6 protein-coding genes are annotated in these 4,524 nt (G+C 61.2%); 3 read left to right on the top strand and 3 right to left on the bottom strand.

Features of this window, described 5'->3' with window-relative positions; genetic code table 11:
• From murB to VII69_04310, 3 genes are all read left to right on the top strand, one after another.
• On the top strand, nucleotides 1-296 hold a 296-nt coding region (gene murB, locus VII69_04300), incomplete at its 5' end, for a UDP-N-acetylmuramate dehydrogenase (protein HEY5094323.1).
• A gap of 6 nt (nucleotides 297-302) precedes the next feature.
• Entirely contained in the window at nucleotides 303-1,235 is a 933-nt protein-coding gene (locus VII69_04305) for a D-alanine--D-alanine ligase (protein HEY5094324.1), read from the top strand.
• 2 nt (nucleotides 1,236-1,237) lie between these two features.
• Complete coding sequence (locus VII69_04310) at nucleotides 1,238-1,936, top strand: Tim44 domain-containing protein (protein ID HEY5094325.1); 699 nt, start codon at nucleotides 1,238-1,240, stop codon at nucleotides 1,934-1,936.
• Nucleotides 1,937-2,103: 167 nt separating this feature from the next.
• Here the strand turns inward: VII69_04310 and VII69_04315 are convergent, their stop codons facing one another.
• The 3 genes from VII69_04315 to VII69_04325 form a co-directional block, all read right to left on the bottom strand.
• A complete protein-coding gene (locus VII69_04315) occupies nucleotides 2,104-2,829 on the bottom strand; it encodes a DUF4386 domain-containing protein (GenBank protein HEY5094326.1) in 726 nt (241 codons plus the stop codon).
• A 121-nt stretch (nucleotides 2,830-2,950) separates the two neighbouring features.
• A complete protein-coding gene (locus VII69_04320) occupies nucleotides 2,951-3,670 on the bottom strand; it encodes a metallophosphoesterase family protein (protein ID HEY5094327.1) in 720 nt (239 codons plus the stop codon).
• Nucleotides 3,671-3,698: 28 nt separating this feature from the next.
• On the bottom strand, nucleotides 3,699-4,524 hold an 826-nt coding region (locus VII69_04325; protein ID HEY5094328.1), incomplete at its 5' end, for a hypothetical protein.

Here is a 4,524-nt window from a genome sequence, read left to right on the forward strand (position 1 = left end):
AAGAAGAACTGCGCCGGCGCATCGACAAGCGGCGCGCCACGCAGCCCATCGAGATGCCGAACTCGGGCAGCATCTTCCGCAATCCGCCGGGCGACCACGCGGCGCGGCTCATCGAAGCGTCGGGTTGCAAAGGAATGCGCCACGGGGGCGCACAGGTCTCGCAAAAACACGCCAATTTCATCGTCAACTCGGGCGGCGCGACGTGTGCCGACGTGCTTGCGCTCATCGAAGAAGTGCGACAAAGAGTTTTCGAGCAGCAGGCGGTGTCGCTCGAATTGGAAGTCCATGTGCTGTGAATCGCCGTGAGTAATTCCACGATCGCCGTGCTGATGGGCGGGCGCTCCGCGGAGCGTGAGATCAGCCTGCAGACCGGTGCCGGGGTTTTGACGACGCTCGAACGGCTCGGATACGCCGCGTTTGCGACGGATTACGACGACCAGCTCGTCGAGAACTTGCGCGAGCGCCGGCCGGATGCGGTCTTCATCGCGCTCCACGGCGGCGCGGGCGAGGACGGGTCGGTACAGGCCATGCTCGAATGGCTGCGGATCCCATACCAAGGTTCGGGCGTGCGCGCAAGCGCCGTCGCGATGGACAAGTGGATTTCGAAAGCGCTGATGCGCGCCGAAGGAATTCCGACACCGCCCGCCGCGGTCATCGAAGCGATCGCGCCCGGCGCAGTCATACCGCCGATCCCGGTCGACATCGGCTGTCCGTGCGTCGTCAAACCCGTCGCCGACGGGTCCTCGGTGGGCGTGCACATCGTGAGCGAGCAGGCCGACTGGGAGCCTGCAATCCGCGACGCGGCGGTGAACGGCGACCGGATTCTCGTCGAACGCTACGTCGGCGGCCGGGAATTCACCGTCGCGGTGTTGGACGACGTGGCGTTGCCCGTCGTCGAGATCATCCCAAATGACGAGTCGTACTCGTACGAGGCGAAGTATACCCCCGGCGGCAGCACGCACCGCGTGCCGGCCGATGTCGACACGGCGAACACGACGCGCATGCAGAAGTTCGGGCTGGATCTGCATCGCGCGCTTGGCGCCCGCGACTATTCGCGCACCGATGTGCTGCTCGACAACGACGGCAAACTTTACGTGTTGGAGTGCAACACCTTGCCCGGCCTAACGCAGTTCAGTCTTTTTCCGGAGGCCGCGGCCGCGGCGGGCATCGACTACGCCGCACTTATCGAGCGCCTTGTGAAGGCCGCGCTGCGCCGTGCCGAAGTGGTGAACTGACGATGATGGAATTTTTAAGATTCCTGTGGGGCGCATATTGGCGTGTCTCACCGAGCTACTTCGCCCAGACCGATTTGATGCCCGATACGTCGCCGTTGGGTCCCGACCTCGCGTCACAGCCGATGTGGCAAAAGGCACGCCAGCAAATCGATGCGCTGCAAAAAATCGACCCTGATTTCAACGAGTTTGCGTTTATGGACTACGCCGCCAGAGCGTATGTCCAAGCTACGTTGGCCCAAGGCGCGATGGATCTGAGCGGAGCGCGCGATGTCGTGACACCCGAGTTCGCGGTGCGACTAGCGGCGAAGATCGACACGTGGAAAAATGAGGGATTCCGCCGAGTGATCAGCGGTCTGAAGCTCGACGGCACCACGCTCTTCAAAGTCGCGCTCGATGGGATTTCCGAATCGTTGGTCGTGCGGATGGCCGGCACTGCTGTTCGCTATACGCTGGACACGGCAACAGGCGTCGCGGCTGAAGGTAGTATTCAAAGCGAGACTTTCACCGAGTTCGCAACATTCGTCCGGCCAACCGGCACTGTCACGCCGAAAACGGCACAACTCGGCGGACCGACACACTGTCCGTCGTGCGGCGCGCCGGCGCCGATGTCCGCCACGAAGTGCGCGTTCTGCAACACGCCGCTCACGCCGTCCGCCGCCCCATGGCTGCTCGACCACGTGAGCCAATCCGCCTACACGTAGCGTTTTAGGGCCTTTGTACTAGGGCAAGCATCGCTTGCCCAAAATTTTCTTCTAACGTACTAGGGCAAGCATCGCTTGCCCCGATTATATTGTGGCCCACCCGCTCTGTGGAGGCACCGAGTCTGTGGGGCCGACCTTCATGGTCGGCCAGATTGTTTATCAATCACTCAATTTAGTGCAACAGCCCACTCCCGCCATCGTTGCGCGTTCACGCCCATCACCAGCAGCCACACGGTCAGCGATCCTTCCCCGACGATGCCGGGCAACAGATTGAACGGATACAGAAAGCTCGCGAGCGGCGGGAACAGAAATGTCAGCCAACTCAAACCGGCAAGCGCCATCAGCACACCGATCGTTCGAGGCATGAAGGTCGATTTGAATACGAGATAGCCGATCAAGAGGCAATAGAAACCGAAAAAAACCAGCGGGATATTGTGGGCTGTGCCGTTCAGTTTGAGAAACATGTACGCAAGCGACTGCAATTGCTCCGTCGAGAAAACATTCAAATACTTATCCCCGCCCAACACGACTAAGGGAGCGAGATCAAGGAGGCAGCCAATTCCTGAAATAGCGCATCCCACGAGGCTGAAGAACGCAGCGAGCAAAGAGACGGTTCTATTCACAGGCTTGAATAGCACGTAGAAAAGGGCAGTCACAGCGATGTACCACGCGACCACGAGAACGTCGGCTTCGAAATCGATCTGCACTGCCGGCACGTGCGCCATGATATTTATCGCAGTTGCCGCCGCGTCGCCGGAAACGATAACCTTGCCGCCAAAGGCGAGAGAAAGTCCGCCGGTCAAGAACGTGAGCAGATAAAAGACGCCGGCAATCCGGGCCGTGAGAACCGGCGATGCTTCTGAAGCGGGTTTAGTCATCACATCTGCGCTCACGGTCGATTCTCCTAACGCCGATAGCACCGCCGAACAAAAGTAGTCGCGGCCGGTTGGACTTCAAGGGACGCCGAACTTCGGCGACCCGAGATGACGTCGCGTCTAGCGAATCCGTTCTTCGTTACGGCATTTGGACGGCGGCGTTCTCGAGGCTCCTCGCAATCCAGTCGGCGTGGGGAAAACCGCAGCTCGAAAGAGCTTTGAGCTCCTTAGCCAGATCATACTCCACGCGCCGAATCGTCGGCGTAGACCCGTCCAGCAATAAGTACGAAGCACGCGTGTCGCCGTCGTACGACAGGCTGACGCTGCCCGTGTTGGCGACGATCATCCCCGATACGTTTCGAACATACGGACGATGGATGTGCGCATAAACGGCAATAGGTTGGCCGAGCGGACCGTACGTCGTCTCCAACTCAGCATCGGCGGCATCCGGAGAGGGCGCGCGCCAGAGACTCTCGGGAGTCGCGTGAACCAGCGCCATCGGCGCATGAACTTGCACGCGCGGCAGATCGCGAAGCCACGCGAGTCGCTCTTCACCCAGCGCTTCTCGCGTCGCCGCCGCCAGTTCCGCGATCGCGGCGAAGAGCGGCTGCAGCTTGGGCGACTGACTCGCGAACTCCGTCAGCGACTCTGGCCGCCAAAGCATCTCATCGGTGTTGCCGGCCACGCCTTGCCAGCCAAGCTCGCGGATGCGGTCCACAATTTCAACAGGGCTCGCGCCGCCGTCAGCCAGATCGCCGCCATGCAAGATCAAATCCGGTGCGGTTTGCTGCAGATCCTCAAGAACCGCTTCGAACGCGGTTCGATTGCCATGGATATCCGACACGATCGCAATGCGCATCGCAAATGGCGCCTAACCGAAAATCGCGTTACGCGTTCGGGGGATTCTTCGGGATCGGTGGCGCGGGGATCGGACGCGACGGGCCCTGCGGCAACGAAATCGTCGGCGGAGGCAATGGCCTGGGCGCAGCTGGTTGCACGGGCATCGGAACCATCACGGGTCCGTTGATCGGCATGGGTGCCGGGCCGGTGAACACCGGCGTGACGGGCCCCGGGCCGACGATCAGCGGACGGCTAGCATTTGGCAGCGTTGTCGTCGGCGCATAACGCGAGTATCCAAACGAACCGCCGGCGACCGGACGGAATGCGACAGGCGTGGAGTGGAACGTGACCACACCGCGCGGCGTCCTCGGCTGATTGACGATCGACGGCATCACCGCATAACGAACGTCGGGCGGCGGCGTGCGCCGCGTACCGTCGATGCGAAATGGCGCGGTCGAATGGACGACGACCGTGCGGCCATCGCTCGTCTTGAATCGCGCAGCCAAAACGCCGGCTCGAGCATGCGCGCCGAACGGCACGTTCATCATGCCCCAATAGAAACCCGGAAAGCCGAACCACGGATGCATCGCGAAATGCCCCGGGATGCCGCCGACGGTGAAAAATCCGCTGCCGTACGGGAAGTATCGGCTGAAGAAAATCACTTCGCAGATGTTGCCTGCGTACAGAAATGCCGGACCGGGCGAATAGAGCGAAAATCCCGGCGGGAAGAAACCGTAGCGCCGATAGCCGTATATCGACGGATAATAGCCGATGACCGACGATGCGTAGTCGTAGTTCGTGCCGGCATCGACGCGGAACGTCCACGTTTGATCGATCGACGCGCCGTCTTCTGCTTCGCCCGATATCTCCACG

This window comes from Candidatus Eremiobacteraceae bacterium, assembly GCA_036511855.1.
GTDB lineage: Bacteria > Vulcanimicrobiota > Vulcanimicrobiia > Eremiobacterales > Eremiobacteraceae > JABCYQ01.